A 23,876-nucleotide genomic window follows, 5' to 3' on the forward strand; every position below is an offset into this window, starting at 1 on the left:
ACGGTGATTGAGGTGAAAAGTTTCGGGATCGCCTGTAAAAGATCTCCCAATTTCTATATCAATTCATTCGTTGAATTAAATGAATCCATCCAAAGAAAGCCATCCACAACGGAATGCTGAACAACACGCCCCAAATCAAACCCTTAAAGAAATTACTCTCTTCCATCTTATCTTCTCCTGACTTTTAATAAAAATATTATTAGTCAGTTTTAACGAGGAATTCCCTATATATACTACTATATTACGATGTTGGTTGTAACAAAAAAGGCATCCCATAAATAGAGATGCTTTCAATGCATTTTTAATTCTATCTTTTTTCTTATTTAAAATCCCACTTCAACGTATCATCTGAAGGCTTTCCGTTATTCAACACATCTGCTCCATACTCTAATGCAAGTGGTGACTTAGTGAGTGGTGCTTGAAAGACGTGGCTGCCTGTATAAGTTTCACCTGGGGCGATCTCTGTAAAGATGCCGTACTGTGGATCTGCAGTACCATCTGTAAAGAATAGCTTGAACGCGCCTTGGTCAACCGTCTCTTTTGTATTGTTTGTTTCTGTGTAGTTCAGTTGATATTCCATGTAATTCGTTTTACTCACCTTAGCTAGGCTCGTAACTTGAACGGTCAATCCATTGTCTGAAGATACGTATGGCTTATTCACTTCTAGAAAATCGTATCCAACTCCATCAGTTGGGGCTAACATGATTTCCAGTTCAACAACAGTATCTTCATCTACAACAAGTTCGTTATCCGCAAACGTTTCATAGCCTTCCTTAACAACTGTAAGTGTGTATCTGTCTGCTTGTGCTGTGAAATTAAAAGTTCCGTCTACACTTGTACTTTCAGTAGTATAGACGTCTTCAGTCGCAAGAACGACGTTAGCATCTTCAATTGGATTTCCGTCTTCGTCAACGACCAATCCTACGATTGAACTTAATTCTGGCTCAGGGTCCATGTCACCTGCTCTTATCACTCTAGCCAAAAATGCTGCAAATTCTGCGCGTGTTAATTGATTTTCTGGTCTGAACGTATGGTCACTAAACCCACTTACTAATCCATATTCTACGAGAGTACTAATTGGTTCATAAGCCCAGTGGTTCTTAGGCACATCTTTAAAGTTTTCAGTTGCCGTTCCTTCTAGCTCGTATGCTCTTACTAAAAGAGAAGCAATCTCCGCTCTAGTAATAATCTTAGTAGGCTTAAATGTGTTATCAACAAAACCATTCATCACGTTTGCTTCTGCAACGGCACCAATCTGATTCGCTGCCCAGAAGTTTTTCGATACATCTTTAAAATTTGGTGTAGCATTTGGAAGTTCCATGTGACGTGCCATGATTGCAGCTACTTCAGCGCGGCTGATTTTCTTGTTTACTCCGTAAGATCCATCTTGAAAACCGCTAACTAATCCCAGTTCGTTTAGCAGTAAAATGTCATCTTGCGCCCAGTGACCTTTGATGTCATTAAAAGGTAACTTCTCTGATGGAAGCACATAACCTTCTAGATCTACTTCAAAGTTCATGCCTCCGTTTAATTCTTTAACGCATGTCGCGTTGCTGTTGTATGTTGTGATTAACGCCTTTAATTCATCCATGTTCTCAGCTGATTTAGCTAATGCAGTTGGTTCATGAAGCATGTATACACAATCTGCTGTTCTAAAGTGTCCACCCAACTCATCACGTGCACCGTTGTGAGCGTTAGTTGTAGACGGATTGAAGAATAGCGCTGATAAAACAGAAAACAATGCCACTATCTTAATTAAAGATTTCAATACTTTAACCCCTTTTCATTGACTAATAGTTTAATAACATCAAAATTATACTAAAATTGTTACATATTTGAAATATGTTTCATTCGACAAATTATTTATGATTGTAACCATGCTTATAATTTAACTTCATAGTACAAAACACGTTGGGACACTTCCACTCAACAAACATACTGAAAAAATATCTTTGCTATATTAAATAACAAAACACCTAAGTCAATTGACATAGGTGTTTTTAACATTTTGAAGAAGAGACCATTTTATCCAACTTTCTTTTCTGAAAGTCTTGCATTTTCTAGTACTTTTGTAGTTCTAGTATGGTCCTCTTTACATCTACAGTCCCATCAGACTTTGTTTGGATATAATGCTGCCGCTCAGCAATCGTCATAGTTCTTCCAAGTCGTAATCTAGATGGCTTTTTCAATAAAAGATTATGTTTTTCAGATTCCAACAAAACGTCGTTCATAATTTTGTGGCGGTAATCCCTTACATTCTCAATATCATCTGCAACCGATATTTTTACACAAAGCCGTTCCTCTTCCAACTGGATATAATAGTTACTGTCGTTTGCTGGCTTCCACCAAAATCCCCAAAAGCCTCCTGTAGGGTTTGATACGTAACCCCAGTCTCCGTTGATACCTTTTTGAAGCTCTTGAAAGAATCCTTGCCATGCAAAGCTATCCCACTCACACACAAGCTCTGTCTGAAAGGCCTGAATACAATCATCAATTTTTTGTAAATGTTTATAGTAATCAAGGAAAATAGCATTTTGTACGCCCTTGTCTTTACCTCTTTTCAACACCTCAAGCATCTTAATTCGCTTGAAAGGCATATAACCCGCTTTCTCTATTGAACGATAATGACTTTGGTCGGCTATTTTGTAGTACACGGGGAGTTGGATAAGTTCCCCCATTTCTTTTTGGACCACTTCACGATAGCGCAGCAGCTGATTAGAATGATCTTTTGTAAATGTTTTATCTTCAATTAAAATAGCATATGTATCGTTAATGATTACTAAGATATCAAGAGATTTAAACTGACGTTTAATCTCAATTTTATGAATTATAGGTACTGCATAATGTTGTAGATTAAAGATCTCAGAAACAAAATGAACCGCTGCCTCGTGAAGCGCTTTATCTACTGAACGATAGATCTGTTTGCTCCAAGCTAACAACCAACACAAAAATGCATCTTGAGATAACTCGCTTGTCGCGAACTGAAATAGATTAGGCGTCTCAACAAGAGCCGCTTGGCTGTCACGTGCATCTTCAAGTAACATCTGGATGTCATGATTCCCTTTATAATCCTCCCAATATCCTCGCCTGAGTAAAGATTCTACATGCATTTGTGGCCAAAGAATTAAATTTCGAACATCTAATATGCGTGCTTGATCATTAGGATATAACAAAAGGAGCCGATTATCGCTTTGTTGGGCAATCACTCTAGGAAAGTCTTCTGTTCTCTTCACAAAACCACATTTGTTTTGACAAACATAGGCAGAATAAGCATCAATCACAAGACCGCCATCTCCTGTTTCTTGCAGGTTTTCCCAAGCATCCTCTATTAACTCTGCACTACATTTTGGACAACTTAATTTTGTATTCATAAAAAATCTCCTCCTTTGCTCTATAGACGTTTGAAAGTTTAATAATAAGCAAACAATATGTGGATTTAAACACAGATTTACTAGCGTTTTGAGCGCCCTTCAATCCCACAAGACTTTTAATGGAATAACAGATAACTTTCTACACCCGCTACTATCGCTATTTCACCAATGGTTAACCCAATTAGCCACTTCAACAAATAGACAATCCCTTATTAAAGCGGTCCCATTGCTATTCACTCTATAGTTAGTCACGTTTTCCATATTATCTTGACTAATAGCTTCAAATGTTTTGGTCTGGCCTGGCTCAATATTATTAACTACCCCATTTGCTGTCCCGACGATATTTCGATTTTGATTATAAAAGGTAACGATAAATGAATACGAATGTGATTTATTATCATGATTTGTAGTTTCTCCAGAAACGGTTGTCAGTCCATAATCGTTTTGGTAAACAATTTTATCAAATGAAATCTTTGATTCCGCATTAGTATTAGTAGGTGAAGGAATATCCATTAAGTTAGTACCGACTGTGCTTGGACTCATAATTGCAGAGGTGATTCCATAAGAATAGCAAGTGTAAGTCCAATTAGAATCGCACTTAATTTTAAAATAACACGAGAAAAGTTCTTTAAAATGCGATTAGGATATTCACCACCGCCGAATGCACAAACAAATAATAAAACAACATTAACTACGGGTATGGAAAGTAACAGCATGATGCCCATCCATTGATTTACAACTGCATTAAGACTATCTTTCCTCTTGTTTAAAATTAGTAGATTCCAAATCTTTATTCCCTCTTCATAAACGCTCTTCATTTCTATATTGTATATTTTACCAAATATGGTAGTATAAAAGTATGATTAAAATCCAGATAAAGGTAAACTTATTAAAAAATAAGGACGAAAAGCCACGGGTCTAAGGTCTTAAGTACTATGATAACCGGGTTGCCAAAGGTGAAATATTTTTTAAGAACCTACGGCTTTTTTAGTAGGTTTTTTATTATGTAGGGGGAGAAAGATGGGATTCTTAAAGGGATTGGGAAAAGTGGCTGGACAAGTGGCCGGCGGAGTAGTTGGTGGCACTGTAAAAATTATCGGGGAAGCCACAAATAATAAATTCATCCAAGAGATTGGTGATGGCGTTTATCATGCGTCTGTACAAGCTGGTGAATTAGCAGGACAAGCTGCCAGTGGTCTAGTAGATGTAGCTTCTGGGATTATACAACAAGACAATTCTAAGATCGATGATGGTTTTTCCGATATTGGAAAAGCAGTCGGGACTACAGCTAAGGGTGTGGGAAGAACAATCGTAACCGTTGCTGAAAATGGTGGGACTCTTGTAAAAGGAATTTTAGAGAATGATACCACCTTATTAAAAGATGGTGCTAAAGGGCTTGTAAAGACAGCTGCTGTTGTTACACTTGCCGTTGGTGTCGTTGATATGGTAGATGGTTCAGATGCAGTGGCAGCAAGTGAATTGCCAGAAACTCCAACTAATGATAGTGATGTTCAGCATGTTGATCCACACTGGAGAACGTTAGAAGATGGCAGACAGATTTGGGTTGATGGTGATGGAGATACGACAAATAACCTTTCAGCAGACGAAGGCGGAGGCTATTTCCGTTCAGGTTCTGAAACTACACTACCAAATCATGATGAATCTGTTGCTTCCACTTCTAATGTACATCACGTTGAACCGCATTGGAGAATATTAGAGAACGGCGAACAAATCTGGGTTGATGGGGACGGCGATACTTCTACTAACCTTACTGAAGAACAAGGCGGAGGATACTTCAGATCAAACCCTGATGGCATTCTTTCAAACAACTTAGACAAATAAAAGGGGCAACATATAACCATGGAATTTTTAGGATTTTTAATTTCAATTATCATTACGATCTATTTAGCGATTAATGCACCGAAATACAACAAGAATCCCTGGCTTTGGGCGATTCTAGGATTCTTCTTTGGCTTAATTACATTGGGGATTTTCCTTATCAAAACGGGGCGTAAAGGTTTAGGGTGGCTTTTAGTTATTATTTCCTCTATTTTCTATGTCTTTGTTCTTATAGGTATACTAACCCTATTTGCAGCCTTAATGGTTTCTCCTTATTGATTTGAACTCCTCAATTCATCTTGCATGAATTGGGGTTTTTTTTTTAAGGCACTTCATCTAGCAATTGAAGTCGTCACAACATTAATAAACGAATAATTTAAACCGATATAACAACGAAAAGTATAAATCGAGGTGAACATTCAAACTATGAAAAAAGCTCTTATCCCCTCTTTGCTCGTAACTATTGTCCTTATATTAGGTATGTCGCTTGCCTACTTTATGTATACACTTGAACAATCAAAGCAAGATAAAGGATCAACTCCTGAAGTAAAAACAGAAATTGTAACAAAAGAAGTAAAAGTGCCTGTTAAAGTTCCTGCAACGATTCCTGAAAAAAGCAGCTTGAAAAAGATTATTAAAAGTACACAAAATAAAGTCGTTCAGATTGAGACTTCCTCTGGATCACTAGGTTCAGGTTTCCTATATAACAAAAGAGGCGATATTGTGACAAACGCTCATGTGGTGGATTACGAAGTTGATGTGACAATCAGGACAAGTGATCAGCAAACTTATCAAGGGAAAGTGATTGGCAGAAGTGATGAGACGGATATTGCTCTTGTTCGTGTACCTGAATTGGCAAATAGCACTCCGCTAAAAATAAAACAAGAAAAAGCAGAGCTTGGTGATGACGTTGTTGCGATGGGAAGTCCACTTGGTCTGCAAAATACCGTTACGGTTGGAATTATTAGCGGTTTGGACCGCTCCTTTGAAGTAGATGCTTTTCAATATGATAACTTGTACCAGATCACAGCACCGATATCACCAGGAAATAGCGGCGGTCCAATCGTTAGTGGTGCAGATGGATCTGTGATAGGTATTAACTCTGTAAAACATACAACGGAACATATTGGCTTCAGCATACCGATTTATACCGTGCTATCTACTTTAAAAAGTTGGTCTAACCATCCTATGAATCTCTCAGACTACGAAGAAGAGTATGAGTATGAGGTACCAGAGTATGATGGAGATTTAGCTGAGGATTATGAGGATTATGAGGATTACAAAGAGTATGAAGAAGAAGAAGAAACATATGATGAGTATAAATCTTATACCGAACCTTATGAAGGTGAGACAGAATACTACGAATACATTCCTGATGATGCACTGACTGTTGTCTATCAATATTATGACTATGTGAACGCAGGTCAATATGAATTAGCTTACGACATGATCGGGGGAAACTGGAAATTATCTTCTCCATCATTAGAGGAGTTTGCAGCAGGCTATGCCCAAACTTCAAGCACAACGATTATTAATCCTTATGTTTACGATAAAGGAGATGGGACATTCCAAGTAGATTTAACATTGGAAGCTCAAGAATACGTGGATGATGTTGAACAAACCACACAATATGAGCTTAGTTATGTTGTAGGGATGGAAGATGACGTGCTTAAGTTGTTAAGTGGAGAGTCACGTTAAAAAGGAAAAGCCACACTCTATTTTTTATAGAGTGTGGTTTTTTAAGTGACACTTTCTATTGATTACTTCTACTCATTATTTATTAAGTTCATCCATGAACTTATTGAAATTCTCTATTCTCCTTCACCTCGCCAATATGAAAATTGTGCTTTACATTCAGCTTCTGCTCATCTGATAACTTACTCCAAATGTAAAATTCATAAATATGTTGCATATAGGGACTATGAATCCCCTTACCAGAAAGCAACTCATCCATCATTCTATTGCGAATATCCTGCTCAGATCTTGAAGATAAGTATAGTAAACAAAATCCTGCTTCTTCTAAATTACGTATATTAGCATATCCCTTTGAAAAAGGATTAAATAACTTGCTTTCTGTTCTTGACCTGTTTATCTAATCTTTGGTAACCTTCTATATCCCCTTTGAATACCACAATCTCATCATAAGATTTTCCTAAAATTCTAGAAAGTATTATAAGATCCTTTTTATCAGAAAGGGATTTGCCACAATAATAATTTGAGATTGTCTTTGAATCTCTTTTTTTAACTAAGAATTTAATTCCTCGACCAGTTGCTTTTATAGCAAATTATCTAACTCTGAAAAATCCTCAAATTGTTTATTTGACAATCTCTTATCTCCCATAATTGATTAAGATAACTGTATTATAGGTGCATCTTGTATGTAAAAGAAGTGGAAAAATTTTTTCTATAAAGTAGGGATTATTCAAAATAAACTAAGCACAATATACTTCATCTCAACAATATGTATGGCAATAGAGTGCAATTTATTAAATTACTTAATGGGTTATAATTCAAAGTAAAGTGAGAATCAAGTACTAATTTTTTTAAATTACTAAATAATTTAAGATATTTAAACATGGGGAGGCTCATGGTATACTCCATGTAGTAAAATTCATTTTATATGGAAAGAAGAGATTCTATTAATGAAGAAATCCCTAAAGATTCTAGCTATTCTTCTCGTCGGCTTAGCTGTCAGCATTGGAGGATATGCTTACTACTTATATGATTCTGCCAAAGACGCAGTTAACCAGATGCATGAAAAAGTAGAAACAGAAAAACCAAAGCCTATCGTTACAGGTGATCAGGGAGCACTGAAACCAATTTCTATCTTATTATTAGGTGTAGACGAACGCGAAGGAGATAGCGGACGTTCTGACACGATGATCGTCATTTGCGTCGACCCCAAAAATCAGAAGATGTTAATGTTTAGCATTCCTCGTGACACGCGCACCAAGATTGTAGGTAAAGATAGAGAAGATAAGATTAACCACGCATATGCGTTTGGTGGTACACAGATGGCTATGGATACCGTAGAGAACTTCCTAGACACATCCATTGACTATTATTTAAAAGTGAACATGGAATCGTTTCAAGATATCGTGGATGCGGTCGGTGGGGTTGAAGTTAATAATTCTCTTGCGTTTGAATATGATGGGTATTCATTCCCAGCTGGCACACAAGAACTAGATGGAAAGAAAGCCTTAGCATACTCACGCATGAGATACGAAGATCCTAAGGGAGATCTTGGCCGTAACGACCGTCAGCGTCAAGTCATTACTTCTATCATTGATAAAGGTGCACGTGTTTCTTCTATCACAAAATATGATAACATCCTCGATATTTTAGGAGAGAATGTAAAGACGAACATGACGTTCCAAGAAATGAAAGACATTCAGAAGAACTATAAAGGTGCACGTCATAACATCCAATCTACTGAAATTAAGAGCTCAGGTGAGATGATTGGTGGCACGTATTACGGTATTGTAGATTCTACTGAAAAAGAACGTGTACAGAACCTTTTAAAAGAATATTTGGAACAATAGGAAAATTGAACCAGGTCTTGTAAAGGCCTGGTTTTTTGCTATACTTTTTTAATGTAATATTATGATGAAAATTGTATATTATTAAATGGTTTGTGTGATAAATAGATATTTTCCTAGTAAAACAATATTTTTCGGAACATTTCGACAAAACATCCAAATTCACACCCATCACCAATTTTACAGGAATATGATACCATTAATATAGTAGGATATACCGAGGGGGAAACGTCTTTGTCTACAATTTCTGTATTAATGGTTGAGCCCTCTCAACGCCCATCCATCGTGTCTAAAAATGATCTAAAAACATTTGAGGAAATTGTAAACGGCCAGTTCGAAGGCATCGATCGCATGAAAGCTGAAGAAGTACGTGATGTGTTGAAAGAGAAGATGAAGAAGTGGAAGTAAGTAGGAGAACCAGTGGATATTAACTGGTTCTTTTTTTCTATACAAAACCCAGATAATCGTTGCGGTTCGTTGGTTTATGTATAAGATTAAATAGATAAAGCTGTTCCTTATTTAAGTAAAACTACTATCTTGGAGAAAAACCACCGCCTAACGTAACGGTTATCGGATAAAAACGGTTACAACAATTATGATTTTCGACCTCTATTTTAAAAACACTGCATTTGTTGTATTTTTGTAAGCTAAGGCAGTTCTCGCAATTTCTCCACCTGCTTCTCGATAAGTAGATTCCTTTTTTATCTCTTATGCCCTGTTCGATCCTTTTCCGTTGTGTTTCTATATTGGATTGATCTAACTTGGCTTGACTTTCTTTCTCTTGAAGAGCATGAACTTTCTTTTTAGGTTGGATCTGTTTCTTTTCTATTACACTAGGGTCAAAATATGTTTTAACTTTGGAACTTATATTAGAATACTTGCTTTTCTCTTGGATAACAGAGGATGAAGAAGAATTTTGTTGTGTGGTAGCTTTAGATGCTTTAGGTAATGTTTGTTTTTTAGTTTTTGTTTGCACTTTGGGGCTTTTATAAATATTAAACAATGCTGGATACAATTCTCCTATGAACTTAAACTTAAGCCCAGATTTATCACTTTGATAAATAAACAATAAATCTTCTTCATGCTTCAATAGTTGATTCATTGGGCTGCTGTAATCAAATCGAATTTCTAAAGTGTTATTTCTATTTTTAACACTAATGTTAGGAAGAGTTAATTTATTCTTTCTATCCAATAGTTCTAATAGTTGTTTAGATAGCTTAATGGATAGAGCATATCTAATATTATCCCTACTCTTTTTATGCAGACTCATACCCGATACTAATTTTTGTCTCCTCTTACTTACATCCTTTATCAATACTGTTAATTGAACACCAACTGAATTTTTTTTGAATAGAAAGTTTGTATTACATGATATGTTACCAGCCATTGTACTCTTCCCTCACAATTTAGATTCATACAATATTTAACAGGTTAATTTTACCACTGCATTCTACAAATTACATATTTTTTATTTCTAGTGAACTGTTAAAGAAGAGTTATTTGCTAATAAACGAGATTTGATGCTGTTTCTAAAATGGTAAATTATTGAATTTTAAAAGAATAAATGAAATAATGTAGTTTATTGTAGAAGTGTTTAACTGGAGGAAAGAAGGAATAACATTGAAAATAGACAGTTCTATCAAATATAGAAACTTACCTAGGCGATTTAAGGATCATCTTAACTTTATGAATAATATTAAATACGGTGTTTTCGGTTTTACATTTATTATGTTGGATTTCATGTCCATGCTATTTCTAATTGTGCCTTATCACCCACCTACTCTTTGGATTACCGTTCCACTTATTGCTGTGATCAATGTTTGGGCGATTACGATTCTACTTAGAAAAACGGAAAACCTACTATTTGAACCAATACTCTTCACAGCCTGTTTAGGAGCCGTAAGTTCGCTATGTGATTTTGTCATCGTTCAAAAATTCTTCTATCTTGTTTGTAAGTTTACATCTCCTCTTTTCTTCATTGTGTCTTTAATCGTTTTTATTTTATTTATTGCGCAACAAATACGCTATCAAATTAAAAAGTTCTCGTCTGTTTACAATGATTTTGGTGAAGAAAAACTCCACCCTAAAAGGGATTTTATTATAATTATTCTTTTTGGTATTGGCTATATGATTTTCGGGTACTTTGCCAGAAGAAATCCCGTACTATCAATCGGTATCCCTTTAACGATGTATTCGTACCTCACACTATTCAATGCATATTTGTCAGTAAAATTTTTTCACAAATATCTCTTTATGAAAACCAATATCACGTATGTGCCTTTACCTAAAAAGTTAAAAAAGCAGATGAAGAAAGGACGAAAGGTGAGTTTGTAAAGAAAAGAGGCAACAATTGTTGTTGGTTCTTTTTTTGTTGTCACACGCAGCAAGTGTTGCTCTTTGTTTATTAATAGATTCAGTATTAAGTCCCTTTCTAATTTCAGGGGTAATCCGTCTATTCATGATTTAGCCAGTTGTAGTGTGGTCTTGGGTTATAGTCAGCATGCTCCCTCCTCTTTTCGGCACTGAACATACCGCTGAGGGTGCCATAAAAGTATTGGGTGAAGCTCGTTTGGATCTTTCGTTTTTTGAAAAGGAAGACGGTTGTTTTGAACGCTTCAATGATGGTTGATGTCAGCTGCTCAATTGGTGTTCTGAAGTTAAATTTCTTGTAGGCGATGATCGCTTTGTGCCAAAAGGTGTAGATCTCGTCTGCTCGGTCAAAGTAGGGTTTCACTGATTGGATAAAGTCTGTTGGAACGTTACTTGGAACGAAGGTGTGGTCGAGTTCATGAAGTTGAGGATTATCGAATGTAGGTTGAGTAATAGTGGTAACGTTCTTTTCCTGACATATGTTTTGATTTTTGTTTTTTAGATTTGATGAAAAATTTTATAGATTCCGGATTCTTGATATTGACTTCTTCCTTACTCTGGGAAGGACTTTTAGGATCATTTGTGTTTCTGATGGTGTGTCAATTGGGTGAAAAACAAATATATTGTGAGCAAGTCCACCGCTTGCTCTGTATGTGTTGTGGACTTTTAGGCCACCTGTTGATTTTGCCTTTTTAAGCATTCTTGTAAAAGTTGCTCGTGACACTCCCCCTTGCTTTTTGGAGCACGCCGCGACGAGTGTAGCAATCTTGGCGTTAGCCACACCTGGCACGACAACACTGTACTGACTTAATACTTCAAACGCTATGTATTCCGATCTCGTGAATAGATCCGGGTGCTGCTGAAGGAACATGTCTTTATGTTGGTTGAATTCGTCTACGGTTTGAAATTTGCTCATCTTTTTAAATTGATAGATGTTTCCTGCTCTCATTTTTCTCTTCCTCCCATTCATTGATTCATCATATAAATGTATGGAGGAAGAGAAAAAGAGCCATTCTACAGAAAAAAAAACGACCCTAAAAAGAGCCGCTTTAAATCATTTTATCGAATGTTGATAGAAATTCTTTAAATTCGTATTTTTTAATTTGTGACGTATTCCACGTCTTTTCAAATTCTGTAAGTTTCTTTTTTATATAATCAAATGGTGCCGATCCTTTATATTCATTCTCAAGGTAAAGTGTACAGATATTGTTTCCCATATATACAATCTTTAAATGATGACCGTTTAAGTTGCACAAATAGATTCCGTTGCCTAGTCGGATCACTCAACAACCTCCTTTCTGATCGCTCGATTAAAGGTTCTATTAGGTAATTATCTTTTAAATCTCTGTAGCTAGGATTCCTACCTTCACACTATATGAAGAGAAATTGTTTAATATATGAGATACATGAGTTCTTAATAAAGAACTCTTGCAGAAAAAAAATCATCCTTACTTCTTCTGTTTCCATTTAATGAACTCAATCAATTCTTTATAGTTATGAATTTGATCTTTCTTCACACCTGCTTTCTTAAGTTCTAATACAAATTCGGTCCATTCGCTGCACTTTTTTTGATTCTCTTCTTCTTTATCACCAATGAGGAAATTAACTTCCACATTTAACACTTTTGAAATCCTTTCAAGCACAGCAATTGAAGGATTTTGATTAACATTACGTTCAATATTACTTAAATATGATTTTGATACATTTGAACGTTTTGCTAACTCAGAAAGAGTCATGCGTTGTGCTTTCCGACGCTCTGCTATGTTTTTTCCAATCATATTTTTACCTCTTTTTACTTATTGTCGTGCATTCTAAATGATCTGCACTGGTTCAGTCATTTATCGTATATTAGCGTATTTTTTTCTTGCTTAGTATAAGCACTACCTTTTCCCTTTTCGAATCTTTACATAAAAAAACCGCTTTACTCCCTTCATACAGGTGTAAAACGGTGGTTTTCATTTTAGTGGAGCATCCACTTTATTCACGATTTCTGTTAAATACTTAATTAAATCACCTTTTAAGTCTTCGCGTTGAAGAGCAAAGTCTATGGTTGTCTTAATAAATCCTAACTTTTCTCCTACATCGTACCGAGTACCTTCAAATTCATATGCAAATACATCTTGTAATTGATTCAATTCTGCAATTGCATCTGTTAGTTGAACCTCACCTCCAGCTCCTGGTGTTTGATTTTCAAGAATTTCAAAAATTTGAGGTGTTAAAATATAGCGTCCCATAATGGCTACATTTGAAGGGGATACATCTTGTTTAGGCTTTTCCACAAGATTAAGAACAGAATAAAGACGATTGCTTATTTGATTACCATCAATAATTCCGTATCTTGAAACCTCATTAAAGGGAACTTGCTGAACACCGATTATGGATGATTGACGTTCCTTAAATTGATTCATGAGCTGCATTAAGCAAGGAGTATCAGAAGTAACAATGTCATCTCCAAGCAAGACAGCAAAAGGTTCGTTGCCAATAAACTTCCTAGCACACCATATCGCATGACCTAGCCCTTGTGGTTCTTTTTGGCGAATATAATGTATATCCACAAGTTTCGAAGCTTTTTGGACTTCTTCGAGCAGATCGAATTTTCCTTTTTCAAATAGATTTTGTTCGAGCTCATGTGAAAAATCAAAATGATCTTCAATCGCTCGTTTGCCCTTACCCGTTACGATAATTATATCCTCAATTCCTGATCTCACTGCTTCTTCCACAATATATTGAATTGTGGGCTTATCTACAATTGGGAGCATCTCTTTAGGCATTGCCTTGGTTGCAGGTAAGAAACGAGTGCCTAAACCAGCTGCCGGAATAATTGCCTTTTTTATTCTCATGTGATGATAAACTCCTTTGAGTAATGAATCCTATCCTCTATTCTATTTCATAAACTTTTCTTTACTCCTTCCCTGTTTTTAAATATTTACTTCATATTAACAATTAATATGCTGATTAAAGTCATATTGGGCATCTAACCCTCCCTCACATCACACTAGCGACGACGAGCGTCTAAGGTTGGTATCCACCTAACCCACAGCATGACCGAGCACCTTCATTGTTACCGATAAGAAGGAATCACCGTTTTAGTTCCTAATAGTGAACGATTTTTTTTATAAGAAAGGAATGTTCCAAATAAAAAATTATTTTTACAGCTTCAATGTTTATTCGATGGTGAGATGGGAAAGGTAGTTTTAGAACATAAATTCACATAAGGAGTGAAGCATTCATGTCTGATCAAAACCATCCAACCGGTCAACCAGCACAGCATCAAAACCAACAGCCCGGTGTAGAATTTGAAATGACACCTAAGCCGCAATCGGAAAGTCCTACCTATAAAGGCAGTGGAAAACTAAAAGGAAAATCCACACTGATTACTGGTGGAGACAGCGGAATCGGTAAAGCTGCAGCCATCGCTTTCGCAAAAGAAGGAGCAAATGTTGCCATCGTCTATCTGGAAGAATCGAGCGACGCTGAGGAAACAAAAAGTCAGATTGAGCAAGAAGGCGTAAAATGCCTGTTGATTCGTGGTGATATTGGTGATGAATCTTTTTGTGAACAAGCCGTTCGTGACATTGTCGGTTCGTTCGGTGGACTAGACGTTCTCGTAAACAACGCTGCTGAACAACATCCACAACAGAATTTTGAGGACATTACAGCGGAACAGCTTGAGAAAACATTCCGTACAAATATATTTAGCATGTTCCATTTGACGAAAGCCGCTCTTCCACATTTGAAACAAGGAAGTTCGATCATTAATACAGCTTCGATTACAGCCTATCAAGGTCATCCTGAGTTGATTGATTACGCGTCAACGAAAGGTGCAATCGTGTCGTTCACTCGTTCGTTGTCGAATAACTTAGTTAAGAAAGGAATCCGTGTGAACGGTATTGCACCTGGACCGATCTGGACTCCACTCATCCCTTCTACTTTCACTGCCGATAAAGTAGAACAATTCGGTAAAGATACTCCGATGGGCAGACCAGGTCAGCCAGAAGAACTTGCACCAGCATATGTTTATTTAGCAAGTGACGATTCTTCGTATGTTTCAGGTCAGATGATTCATATTAATGGTGGAAAAGTAGTTAATGGATAAAATTAAGTCGGCGCTAAGTAATAGCGTCGGCTTATAATTTAACTAGCTTTCTCAATCTGATAGACTCTTCCTGTTCTAGTGACCTTATTCCAATCATGTCTATTAAAAAAGTATAATATTGTGCCTATCATAATAAATAAGAATGTAATGAATCGAAAAATCGCTAAGTCTAGTATTATTGTATTAACTAACCGGAACTTGTCATAATGGCTAAATTTTTGGCCATGATGATTTGCTATATATACAGCTGTAAGACTGTAAATACCATTTAACATGGTGGAAATTATGATGTAACTCCATAAAGAATAAATAGTATTTTCTTCATTAACGAAACATAGCATCGCTAACGAAACGATTGTGAAATAAGTGGCTAAAGTGCCTACTACAAATGCTTCAATTAAAAAGAAAAAAGATAGGCGTTTTGTGAAAACACTTTTTATAAGCGATCCCGCGAATTTAAACACACAATCAATAAAGGCTTTTTGCCAACGAATTCGTTGTTTAAACAAGTCAGACCAGTTTTCTGGACATTCTGTATAACAAACTGCTTCAGGCAAAAACAATACTTTTTTAGATCTGTTTTTTTGGATAAAATATTGTAGACGTAATGTTATATCAATATCCTCTCCTAAGGTTTTTCTATACCCACCGATTGTAAACAATGTCTCCTTGTCAAATACACCAAATGCACCTGAAATAATAGCTAACGCATTTAGTTTTGCCAATGAAGACTTATAGATGTAAAAGCCCTTAAAATATTCAAAAATTTGAAAGCGGATGATATGCTTTTGTCTGAAAGATAGTCGAAAATTTTCTTTTCTGCCTTGAAGAATATGTACCATTCCCCCAGCTGCTACAACATTTTGATCTTGAAATGCTTGATTTATAAGATCTAACGAATCATTCGCAAGTATACTGTCAGCATCTAAAGTAATAATCAATTCTTTTGAAGCGTATTCTATACCTGCATTTAAAGAATCTGCTTTACCACCGTTTAATTTATCAATGACGTAAACATTAGGAAAAAGCAAAGATTGATAAGTAGATCGAATAGGCATATGCTTTAATCTTTCAGAACCTGTCATGTCAATGGGCTGTAAATTAAGAAGGCTATGAAGCTTTTCCATTGTCAGGTCTGTAGAACCGTCATTGATATATATAACTTCTTTATTTTGGTATTCAATCCGGTTCATCCCTCTAATCGTTAAATCCAGTATTCTTTCTTCGTTAAAACAAGGAATTAGAATACTTATCCCTTTTTCCTTATAGTTAAATTTATTTATATTCATTTTTCTTTTGTTTAAAAATGGAAGTGAATTACACATGTGAAGTAAAGGTAGGAGCGTACATAAGGCAATAACGATTAAAGTAAGATAGAATATCATAATTTAATCTCCCTGATTAGTAGATTTGTAAATCTTTACATAATCAACGTCCATGCTAGCAGGAAACAGGGTATTTTGATCAGGATTTCCAGGCCAATTCCCTCCAACTGCTAAGTTCAAAATAAGGTACATTGGCTCTTGTGGAACTCCGTTTCTATTGGAAAATCGAAGTTCATTATCGATATACCATCTGAGCTCGTTTTTTTCCCACTCCAAGGTGTATGTATGGTATTTTTTATAATCTTTTAATATAAACTCCTCATAATCACTCGAATAATTATTTCGATTCCCGTAATGATTAACCATATAGACTTTTGATGGATCCTGACCGATCGATTCAAAAATATCTATTTCAGGTAAATTTTTTTTGTTATTCGATGGCAATAACCAAATAGCAGGAAACAACCCTGCCCCTTCTGTGTACTTCAGCCTGATTTCAATTCTTCCATAATGAATATTCAATTTGTCTTTTGTATTAATTTGCCCCGATGTATATTTATGTTTTTTGTAATGCTCTTCTTTTGCTACTAGACGTAAATAATCAGATGAAACTTCAACATTTTCCTTTCTATAATATTGAAGTTCATTATTGTAATTGTTTCCTCTATCAACAACATTCCATATTTTGGGTTTTAATGATTGGAATTCATCCATGTAGATCAATTCCCATTCTCCGGTAGTTGTCTTAAGCAATTCCTGATTTGTATTTTTAATTAATGTTTGCTGTTTATTTACGGCTGGTGAAGGAATACTCTCTTTCGTTGTATTAAAATTTTTGATATAGAGGATTGTGGTGATTAAGATTATTAGAGTTACAAATGAAAATCTTTTCATACCCTACCTCTCTTCTTATACATTCACACTTTTAAACAACTAGGACAGTTTTTTAATGAAATAATTAGAAAGTGTATAGTCTGATAGATAATAATGTGTAAATATTAGTCTTTTATAAAATTAATATCTGATTTTAATTTTGAACTCCTCCTTATCAAGACATTGTCTTATTTCATTTGTTGTTCTTTACTGAGAACATATTTGTTATTATTATAGAACTAAATGTCCGTTTTAAAAAATGCGATACAAGTTGATTTGCGTTCTTTTTAAAGAACAAAAAGCCAATAATCTGTCTTTTTCTTTAATTTTCACCCAATTTTGTATTTTATACTAAACAATTCGTTCATCTTATAGAACGTTTTAATATTTATTGAAGTAAATTGTCAAACAAGGTTTTTTAAAAAAGTATGTGAGGAATGGCCCTTAGAAATTGAAAATAATGCTTTAGATTTTGTAGTTCTTCAAGGAGAAAGTTTATACCTTATTAAAATATTGGTGATATTGTCCATCTGAAGTGGATAAATAGGGGTGGTGTATTTTTAAGGGGTCAGACCCGGGTCTGACCCCTTATGGTGGTAAAATTATACTGGGATTCTAATATAATGAAACCTGTGTTACGATTGCTTCGTCTTACTTTCGGATGCGCATCATAAGGAGGGCTAGCTTTCGTGAAGAATGAGGAGTTAGGGGAATTTATAAGTATTGATGGTATGAGCAATGACGATGCTATCATCTACTTAATGAGAAGATATGGAGAAGAAATAAAGCGTCTTGTTTATACATTCGTAAAGAACTGGCAGCAAGCTGAAGATATTACACAAGACGTTTTTGTAACGCTATATACAAAACTGGATACATTTCGTGGAGATTCGGCTATCAGAAGCTGGATCTATTCTATCGCAATAAACCGTTCTAAAGACTTTCTAAAAAGTTGGAGCTACCGTAAGCTCGCCTTTACAGATAAGTTTTCAAACGATCAAAAAGACACTGCTTATTCTGCAGAAGATGGGTTTATCAACATGAGTGAAGATAAATTGCTTTATGAAGCTGTCCTTTCACTTCAAATTAAATATCGTGAAGTGATCTTGTTACACTACTATAAAGAATTTTCCATTCGTGAGATTTGTGATCTTCTGTCTATGAATGAATCAACTGTCAAAACACGCTTAAGCCGCGCGCGAAAATTGCTGCAGCAAAAATATGTAGAACTAGGGGGTGAGCGATAATGGGACTAGAGAACCGAACAAAAAATCTCCACCGGACAATGGACAAGGAAATATCGCGAACACCTGTCTTTACGAAACAAGATGAAGACAATATTTTAGCAACTATTAAACAGGCAACACCAGATAAGGTAGTTCAACTTAAACGCAAAAAGAGCAGTATTGTTCCTCGCCTGCTAACCGCTGCCCTATTTGCTGGAATCATCTTCGCCTCTTACACGATGATTGATAGCTACCTAACACCTGATACGGCTACAGAGATAAAAAAGCCGGAGGTTAAGTATGCTCAGGAATTGACGCAAGCATCTAGTAAACTGACATATGAAGCTGCCACTCAAAAGCTAACGCTAGAAGGAACCGTTAAAAATGCTACACCTTACACCAGTGAACCGTTTAAAGCACGCGTAAAGATTTTAAAAGAAGATGTGGCTGATTCTCTTGAATCCAAGACCTTAGCACTTGAGGATGAATCAACGAACCATATCCTTCGCCCAGATGAATCGTACTCTTTCAGTAAAGTTATCACGCTAGATATGGATATTGTGGATGAAAATACGTTCAAAGATGCGTTTGAGGTTGAGTTGTATACGAAGGATAAGACGTTAACATCTTTTGTAATAAATAAAATTGAGTTCATAAATACTCCAAACGAAGGTTCTGCAGAAACAATTGTGGAGGAACGAAAACCAAACGGTAAACCTACTGAAGAACAAACAAAAGAACCTGTAACGGCTACAAATCCTAAAGTAGATGCGGATCAAAAACAAGAACAAACTGCAGTTACAGACGACAAACCGAAAGAACCAACGCTCGCAGAGTTAGAACAAAAGTACGGAAAAAAGAAGACACCTTTTAGAAATGTACCTGTGGAAAGCCGTAATCAAGCAAGTCAATTCTTTTTAAATGGAATAACACTCGGAATGACGAAAGAAGAAACGTTAAATATATTAGGACCATACGATCAATACAAAAGTGAAGAAGAACTTACAGAATCATGGGCAGTATGGAATATGGTAACCGCCGATAAAAATTCAATTGAAAACGCCTCTGAGTTTTCAATCACATATTCTGTTAATCAAAAGGTCGACTATATCAGTTTCTTTACCCTTCATAATTCGTTTGTTGAGGAATGGGAAAAAACATTAGGTGAACCTTATCATCGTACCGAGTATGGAGAAACCTTTTACTATTTTGAAGATACGAAACAGATGTTATGTCTTGATGCGGTCTACGAGGGATTCAAACACTACGATGTTAGGTTATGGAAGACCGATCATCCAGAAGAATATAAAAATGCTGTAGAATAAAGTTCACACAAGCCAGTTCTCATATGGGGTACTGGCTTGTTTTTTGTAACTAACCCTTTTCTCCCCACGTCTACGTAGTAAGGAGGCGTTTTTTATGATAAGAAGACATTTACCCATAAGTGTTATCATCGTTCTTTTATTAACACTTTTCATCCCTTCCAATAGCCTCTTAGCTACAAAATGGGTACATCAATTCGTGGTATGGGAAGGGTATGTTTACACTTTAGAAGATGAGATCATTACCGATGTAAGAGAAAAGATTGGAGAAGTGACGGCATACTCCGATATGAACCAACTTCCAGGTAACTTTTCTAACGTTTTTCAAAAAGGCACACCCTATTATTCAATTAAAGAAATAGATACAAATGAATCTATTGCGATTAAAGTAGGAAAAGATAGGTATCAAATAGCCGATAGAGAAAGTGAGTATTTGGTGAGGGATACTGAAGGAAGTTCCGCTAACGAGTATTATGATTCAAGTTTCACTAAGCATCTTTTAGCTTTCTTTGATAACTTGTTAAAATGGTTTTAAGATAAGTAAACGATAACAGAGGATGTAGCATGATGAAGAAAACAATTATTTTTGTTACTTGTGCAGTAATAAGTGTATTGTTGCTATATTTTAATTTAAAAGTTGAAAGCAACGATGATGTTGTTAAGGACTACATGAAGAAGAAACATGGCGTGACAATTCAAATTAATGAAAAAATTGAAGAAACTCCCATGGTAAGTTCAGAAATCGTATACATAGCTTCACCGGTAGATCAGAGTGATTTACGATTTAGCGTGACAGTAAATCCTGATTCTGATCCGACTGAAATAATAGATACCTATAATCAAGCTGTTCAAACCTATCAAGAGTATCAAAAACTTAAAACAGTAATCCCTGACATAAAGAAACTAGGATTCAATGGTGATTTTAAGCCAGATCCACTTCGTTTCGAAAGTAAACAAGTGAATGGAAAATGGCAGAACTATATAAAATTGCCTTTGCAGATGGATTCTCGTTTAGATGTTGCTTTTTTTGAAGAAAAAGAGCTAGATCGTTTTATAAAGCTCATACAAATCATTCAAGACAGCGGTGCTTCTATTCAGCAGGTAACAGTCGATGACGGCGGTGACAAGTATGAGAGTAAAAGGTTTCTGATGAAAATGGATCAATTAAAAGGAATCTCATCTAGAGAAGCGTTTCTTACACAGCTTAAAACGATGAATTGGGAGTTAGCGAGTTTCTATAGCAATAAAAAATGGGAGAAAGAAGCAAAGAAGATTGAAAATGAGCGCTTTTCATTTGGAAGCAAATATGATGACTATTGGTACAACTGCCAAACGACTAATGACAGAGGAGAATGTACTTCTATTATCGTTCCTATTACGTATCAAAAAGACGGACTAAATCAACGTAATTTATATCTTAAAGAAGATTTAGATGCAATCTTTTTCTTTTTCGACCATATCATGAAACCAAAACCTAACGTAGAATATATCCTACTTGAACCTGATAATCCAAACCCTATTTGATTTACACAAGCAGATCGCCACAAATATAAAACGACAGATGCTTTAATTAAAGGGTTATTTAAAAAATAGTATCAACCTTGCTGCTTTTTTAAGCAGCTTTTTTCTTTCCAGAAGGGGAAAACTGAAAAATGTCGAATACTATCCTTGCATCTAATCAAGAAAAAAAAGGATGATACATAACATGTTTTTTGTCCAAATGTCTGGTTTTCCAGGCTCAGGTAAATCTACACTGGCGCGCGAGATCGCAAAAGAAACAGGAGCTATCATTATTGACCACGACATTGTGAAATCGGCTTTATTGCAATCTGTAGAGGGAACGCCAATTGATGCAAAGTCTACTGGTGCGATCGGCTACCATATCGATTGGTCTCTCATTGATTTCTTGTTATCACAAGGAAGATCTGTTATTTTTGACAGTCCCTGTTTATATGACGAGATGATTGAAAAAGGAACTCATCTAGCGAAGAAGCATCACGTTACATATAAGTATGTGGAATGCTACCTCAATAATCGTAACGAAATAAATAATAGACTAAAGAATCGTGACCGAATGATCAGCCAAATTAAAGAGATCACCTCTGAAGAAGCTTTTCAATATACGATAAAAAACAGTAAAAAGCCTATGGGTCTCAAATGTTTAGTCGTGGATACTTCAGAGCATTTAGAGAGTTATGTTCCGAACGTGCTCAATTATATTGGTGAATAATATTTACATATTCATAACAAAAAAAGGACTACATCGTATGTCCTTTTTTCTCATGTATTTTGCACCATCTTTGTTGTCTTTAACACCCATAAAAGCGTCAGACTCATCCCAAAACAGAGCAGTATATCTATTCGAACATAATAGATGCCAATAAGGAGCATCAACCCTAAACATGTTAATAACGTTCTTCCCCACTGTTGCATTCCGATACTCAATCCTAACTTCAGAGCAAACCTTAAACCAACGTCTGGTTCACTATAAATGGGAAGTACGTATAACAATAAAACGAGTAGTGCTAAGCAAACACTCATCAGAAAACCTAATCCTATACTTGCAATCATAGGACTTTGATCCACAAAGAAAAAAAAATCCATGTAAGCCACGAGCCCGAAGATCAGAAACGCTGCGTTCAATCCTTGAGACTTTTTAAGATGCACCATATAAACCTTTCCATAAGATTTTATGGACCGAACTTGCGTTTTTTGATAAAGCCAGTTTTTCAAAATATAGATGACTGTTAACGTTGCGGGTAGCCATCCAAATATCCCTAATCCAATTACCGTTAAAACCACCCACAATAGATTGAGTACTAACAATCTCACAAACCAATCGGCAAAAACGTATACGTATGACATTAATCTTGAGAGCACGTCATTTACTCCTCTGCTGAAACTTTATCCAACTTACTTAATAGATTCTTTACGTAATCATAATCTTGCTGAACTCTTTTAAACGGTGGAAATGGTGCATGACACTCTAATGTTATCCAACCCTTATATTTCTGATCAACCAAAGCTTGAAAGACCAGGTTATGATCCACTTCGCCGCTCTCTAACATAGACTGAACAAAATACTCTGTGCCTCTAATCGTTTCGCTTGCAAAACTGCCTGGCTCTCCTAGTTTATCTGTTCGCTTCTCACCTTTTGCGTGAACATAGTATAGGCGGTCACCAAGTTTTTTTATAGATTCTGCTCCGTAATCTACCCAGGAGATGAACATGTTGCCTGCATCATGAACAAAACCTACGTTATCCATAGAGAGATAGCTTAATAACTTAAGTGCATCATCAGCACTCTCTACCAATGTTCCGTTACTCATCTCGATCACGATTTTCTTATTCACTAACTTCGCTTTATACGCACACTGATTCACCCACCGGGCTGTCTCATGATAATCTTCATCGCTCGCTAAGAAAGCATTCGGCCCACCTACTTGCACCCTGATATAAGTTGAATTCAAGTGGACGGCAGCTTCTAGTATATGATCAAATTCTTTCTGTTCACTATCATTTCCTCTTTTTGCACCCATATATCCTGATAGCAAAGGAATTTCAAGCTCTAACTCCTGGGCGATGCTCGCTATCTTACAATACTCTTTTTCCGTCCACTCCATCTGAAAGTGAGGCGGTCGGCAGTTGATCTCTAAGCCGTCCAGACCTATTTGTTTGACCATCTGTAACGTCTTTTCTAACGAATAATCCCAAAATATTTTACTAGACGCTGCAAACTTCATACGATCACCCTCTTTTTTTCTTTGTTTTTCATGGTGAGATACCATTTTGTGTGTAAAATGAAGAGATGTGTGCGTAAGTCATGTCGAAAAGAGTGGAGCGCAAGTCGAAATGTGCGCGTAAAACGAAAAAGTGTGCGTAAAAAGCTAATACATGTGCGTACGTGTAACAAAA

General features: G+C 36.0%; 25 protein-coding genes and 1 riboswitch. Of the genes, 12 read left to right on the forward strand and 13 right to left on the reverse strand.

The genetic code is table 11. The features are described 5' to 3' along the window. Positions 1-319 precede the first annotated feature (319 nt). The 4 genes from I5J82_RS15130 to I5J82_RS15145 all read right to left on the reverse strand — a co-directional run bounded on the left by I5J82_RS15130 (position 320) and on the right by I5J82_RS15145 (position 4,087). Positions 320-1,768 (reverse strand): S-layer homology domain-containing protein, encoded by a 1,449-nt coding sequence (locus tag I5J82_RS15130; protein WP_198768547.1) that lies wholly within the window; start codon positions 1,766-1,768, stop codon positions 320-322. A 292-nt stretch (positions 1,769-2,060) separates the two neighbouring features. Further along, entirely contained in the window at positions 2,061-3,371 is a 1,311-nt protein-coding gene (locus I5J82_RS15135) for a PD-(D/E)XK nuclease family protein (RefSeq protein ID WP_198768548.1), read from the reverse strand. Positions 3,372-3,533: 162 nt separating this feature from the next. Continuing rightward, the gene (locus I5J82_RS15140; RefSeq protein WP_198768549.1) at positions 3,534-3,884 is read right to left on the reverse strand and encodes an FxLYD domain-containing protein; all 351 of its coding nucleotides are present in this window, start codon (positions 3,882-3,884) and stop codon (positions 3,534-3,536) included. A gap of 26 nt (positions 3,885-3,910) precedes the next feature. Beyond that, positions 3,911-4,087 carry a hypothetical protein gene (locus I5J82_RS15145; RefSeq protein ID WP_198768550.1) on the reverse strand — a complete coding sequence of 59 codons (177 nt, stop codon included), beginning with the start codon at positions 4,085-4,087 and terminating at the stop codon, positions 3,911-3,913. 153 nt (positions 4,088-4,240) lie between these two features. After that, a riboswitch (cyclic di-GMP riboswitch) is annotated at positions 4,241-4,326 on the forward strand. Positions 4,327-4,391: 65 nt separating this feature from the next. Here I5J82_RS15145 and I5J82_RS15150 point away from each other — a divergent pair. The 5 genes from I5J82_RS15150 to I5J82_RS15170 all read left to right on the forward strand — a co-directional run bounded on the left by I5J82_RS15150 (position 4,392) and on the right by I5J82_RS15170 (position 9,157). Then, on the forward strand, positions 4,392-5,213 hold the full coding sequence (locus I5J82_RS15150; protein ID WP_198768551.1) for a hypothetical protein: 822 nt from the start codon (positions 4,392-4,394) through the stop codon (positions 5,211-5,213). An 18-nt stretch (positions 5,214-5,231) separates the two neighbouring features. After that, positions 5,232-5,489: a hypothetical protein gene (locus tag I5J82_RS15155; RefSeq protein ID WP_198768552.1), complete on the forward strand. Its 258-nt coding sequence runs from the start codon at positions 5,232-5,234 to the stop codon at positions 5,487-5,489. A gap of 147 nt (positions 5,490-5,636) precedes the next feature. After that, the gene (locus I5J82_RS15160; RefSeq protein ID WP_198768553.1) at positions 5,637-6,908 is read left to right on the forward strand and encodes a S1C family serine protease; all 1,272 of its coding nucleotides are present in this window, start codon (positions 5,637-5,639) and stop codon (positions 6,906-6,908) included. Positions 6,909-7,852: 944 nt separating this feature from the next. Then, a complete protein-coding gene (locus tag I5J82_RS15165) occupies positions 7,853-8,752 on the forward strand; it encodes an LCP family glycopolymer transferase (RefSeq protein WP_198768554.1) in 900 nt (299 codons plus the stop codon). 231 nt (positions 8,753-8,983) lie between these two features. Continuing rightward, the gene (locus tag I5J82_RS15170) at positions 8,984-9,157 is read left to right on the forward strand and encodes a hypothetical protein (protein ID WP_198768555.1); all 174 of its coding nucleotides are present in this window, start codon (positions 8,984-8,986) and stop codon (positions 9,155-9,157) included. A 124-nt stretch (positions 9,158-9,281) separates the two neighbouring features. Here the strand turns inward: I5J82_RS15170 and I5J82_RS15175 are convergent, their stop codons facing one another. Further along, the gene (locus I5J82_RS15175; protein WP_198768556.1) at positions 9,282-10,136 is read right to left on the reverse strand and encodes a hypothetical protein; all 855 of its coding nucleotides are present in this window, start codon (positions 10,134-10,136) and stop codon (positions 9,282-9,284) included. Between the two features lie 299 nt (positions 10,137-10,435). Here I5J82_RS15175 and I5J82_RS15180 point away from each other — a divergent pair, with 299 nt between their 5' ends. After that, entirely contained in the window at positions 10,436-11,083 is a 648-nt protein-coding gene (locus I5J82_RS15180) for a hypothetical protein (RefSeq protein WP_198768557.1), read from the forward strand. Between the two features lie 553 nt (positions 11,084-11,636). Here I5J82_RS15180 and I5J82_RS15185 read toward each other — a convergent pair. The 4 genes from I5J82_RS15185 to galU form a co-directional block, all read right to left on the reverse strand. Then, positions 11,637-12,068: a hypothetical protein gene (locus I5J82_RS15185; protein ID WP_198768558.1), complete on the reverse strand. Its 432-nt coding sequence runs from the start codon at positions 12,066-12,068 to the stop codon at positions 11,637-11,639. A 100-nt stretch (positions 12,069-12,168) separates the two neighbouring features. Next, complete coding sequence (locus tag I5J82_RS15190) at positions 12,169-12,402, reverse strand: hypothetical protein (RefSeq protein ID WP_198768559.1); 234 nt, start codon at positions 12,400-12,402, stop codon at positions 12,169-12,171. Positions 12,403-12,567: 165 nt separating this feature from the next. Then, positions 12,568-12,897 (reverse strand): helix-turn-helix domain-containing protein, encoded by a 330-nt coding sequence (locus tag I5J82_RS15195; protein ID WP_198768560.1) that lies wholly within the window; start codon positions 12,895-12,897, stop codon positions 12,568-12,570. Positions 12,898-13,074: 177 nt separating this feature from the next. Further along, positions 13,075-13,959, reverse strand: a complete 885-nt coding sequence (galU, locus tag I5J82_RS15200) for a UTP--glucose-1-phosphate uridylyltransferase GalU (RefSeq protein WP_198768561.1) — start codon at positions 13,957-13,959, stop codon at positions 13,075-13,077. Between the two features lie 389 nt (positions 13,960-14,348). Between galU and I5J82_RS15205 the strand changes: the two genes are divergently transcribed. Further along, the gene (locus tag I5J82_RS15205; protein WP_198768562.1) at positions 14,349-15,215 is read left to right on the forward strand and encodes an SDR family oxidoreductase; all 867 of its coding nucleotides are present in this window, start codon (positions 14,349-14,351) and stop codon (positions 15,213-15,215) included. 38 nt (positions 15,216-15,253) lie between these two features. On the opposite strand, the gene I5J82_RS15210 is transcribed toward I5J82_RS15205, so the two are convergent. Continuing rightward, positions 15,254-16,600 carry a glycosyltransferase family 2 protein gene (locus I5J82_RS15210; RefSeq protein WP_198768563.1) on the reverse strand — a complete coding sequence of 449 codons (1,347 nt, stop codon included), beginning with the start codon at positions 16,598-16,600 and terminating at the stop codon, positions 15,254-15,256. Positions 16,601-16,603: 3 nt separating this feature from the next. After that, positions 16,604-17,434, reverse strand: a complete 831-nt coding sequence (locus I5J82_RS15215) for a glycoside hydrolase family 16 protein (protein WP_198768564.1) — start codon at positions 17,432-17,434, stop codon at positions 16,604-16,606. Between the two features lie 668 nt (positions 17,435-18,102). On the opposite strand from I5J82_RS15215, the gene I5J82_RS15220 reads away from it, so the two are divergent. The 5 genes from I5J82_RS15220 to I5J82_RS15240 all read left to right on the forward strand — a co-directional run bounded on the left by I5J82_RS15220 (position 18,103) and on the right by I5J82_RS15240 (position 22,191). After that, positions 18,103-18,660 (forward strand): sigma-70 family RNA polymerase sigma factor, encoded by a 558-nt coding sequence (locus I5J82_RS15220; protein ID WP_198768565.1) that lies wholly within the window; start codon positions 18,103-18,105, stop codon positions 18,658-18,660. Beyond that, positions 18,660-19,964 (forward strand): hypothetical protein, encoded by a 1,305-nt coding sequence (locus tag I5J82_RS15225; protein WP_198768566.1) that lies wholly within the window; start codon positions 18,660-18,662, stop codon positions 19,962-19,964. Before I5J82_RS15220 ends, I5J82_RS15225 begins: the two co-directional genes overlap by 1 nt. Before the next feature lie 94 nt (positions 19,965-20,058). After that, a complete protein-coding gene (locus I5J82_RS15230; RefSeq protein WP_198768567.1) occupies positions 20,059-20,496 on the forward strand; it encodes a hypothetical protein in 438 nt (145 codons plus the stop codon). A 32-nt stretch (positions 20,497-20,528) separates the two neighbouring features. Beyond that, a complete protein-coding gene (locus I5J82_RS15235; protein WP_198768568.1) occupies positions 20,529-21,485 on the forward strand; it encodes a hypothetical protein in 957 nt (318 codons plus the stop codon). Positions 21,486-21,666: 181 nt separating this feature from the next. Beyond that, complete coding sequence (locus I5J82_RS15240) at positions 21,667-22,191, forward strand: P-loop nucleotide/nucleoside kinase family protein (protein WP_198768569.1); 525 nt, start codon at positions 21,667-21,669, stop codon at positions 22,189-22,191. A 50-nt stretch (positions 22,192-22,241) separates the two neighbouring features. Here I5J82_RS15240 and I5J82_RS15245 read toward each other — a convergent pair whose 3' ends face one another. Both I5J82_RS15245 and I5J82_RS15250 read right to left on the reverse strand, forming a co-directional pair. After that, positions 22,242-22,841 carry a DUF624 domain-containing protein gene (locus tag I5J82_RS15245; RefSeq protein ID WP_198768570.1) on the reverse strand — a complete coding sequence of 200 codons (600 nt, stop codon included), beginning with the start codon at positions 22,839-22,841 and terminating at the stop codon, positions 22,242-22,244. Positions 22,842-22,846: 5 nt separating this feature from the next. Beyond that, positions 22,847-23,704: a sugar phosphate isomerase/epimerase family protein gene (locus I5J82_RS15250; protein WP_198768571.1), complete on the reverse strand. Its 858-nt coding sequence runs from the start codon at positions 23,702-23,704 to the stop codon at positions 22,847-22,849. Positions 23,705-23,876 lie beyond the last annotated feature (172 nt).

The sequence above is a fragment of the Fictibacillus halophilus genome (assembly GCF_016401385.1).
Lineage (GTDB): Bacteria > Bacillota > Bacilli > Bacillales > Fictibacillaceae > Fictibacillus > Fictibacillus halophilus.